The sequence below is a fragment of the Vibrio sp. 03_296 genome, from assembly GCF_002265885.1.
The window spans coordinates 1-680 of sequence record NZ_NPKW01001124.1 but is presented as its reverse complement, the minus strand read 5'-3'; the positions used below and the strand labels follow the sequence as shown (position 1 = coordinate 680).

Genomic DNA, 680 nt, shown 5'->3' with positions numbered 1-680 from the left:
CCCTTGGTTATGCCTGATTTACCTATACACACTTCCCGTCGAGGCATTGGGCTGTTCTATCTATTGCTAGGTTACCCAAGTTGTACAGGCCTACTATCAGGTTTCTGTTCGTCACAACCAAGTTTTGCCGTTTGCTTCCTTTAGGTTTCACCTCACGGTGAACACCCTTGCATAGGCTAACGGTTCTCGCTCGACTGAGCCCGTAGAGGACTTTCACCTCCTAGATCAACGCCATGCTCGGCGCACAATGAAAAAGGCTCTGAACTTTCGTTCAGAGCCTTGGATATGGCAGGGGTGGAGAGATTCGAACTCCCAACACGCGGATTTGGAATCCGCTGCTCTGCCAATTGGAGCTACACCCCTGTAGTTCGTTTTTAATGAGACGACTCTCGAATAAGTGGCGGAGCGGACGGGACTCGAACCCGCGACCCCCGGCGTGACAGGCCGGTATTCTAACCAACTGAACTACCGCTCCGCACTGGTTAGACCTAAGTCTAAATTAAAAGCCTGGCGATGTTCTACTCTCACATGGGGAAACCCCACACTACCATCGACGCTATTTCGTTTCACTTCTGAGTTCGGAATGGGTTCAGGTGGGTCCAAAACGCTATGGTCGCCAAGCAAATTCTTAAAATTCGGAAGCTGTTTGCGTTCTCTACACATTCAATTCGTTCTTGCTT

The 680-nt window shown here is 50.0% G+C and carries 2 tRNA genes and 1 rRNA gene; all 3 read right to left on the bottom strand.

Going from position 1 to position 680, the window contains the following annotated elements:
• Positions 1–286: 286 nt before the first annotated feature.
• The 3 genes from CIK04_RS30260 to rrf all read right to left on the bottom strand — a co-directional run bounded on the left by CIK04_RS30260 (position 287) and on the right by rrf (position 621).
• A tRNA-Trp gene (locus CIK04_RS30260) sits at positions 287–363 on the bottom strand.
• Positions 364–398: 35 nt separating this feature from the next.
• A tRNA-Asp gene (locus CIK04_RS30255) sits at positions 399–475 on the bottom strand.
• Positions 476–505: 30 nt separating this feature from the next.
• Positions 506–621, bottom strand: a 5S ribosomal RNA gene (rrf, locus tag CIK04_RS30250).
• Between the last annotated feature and the right edge of the window lie 59 nt (positions 622–680).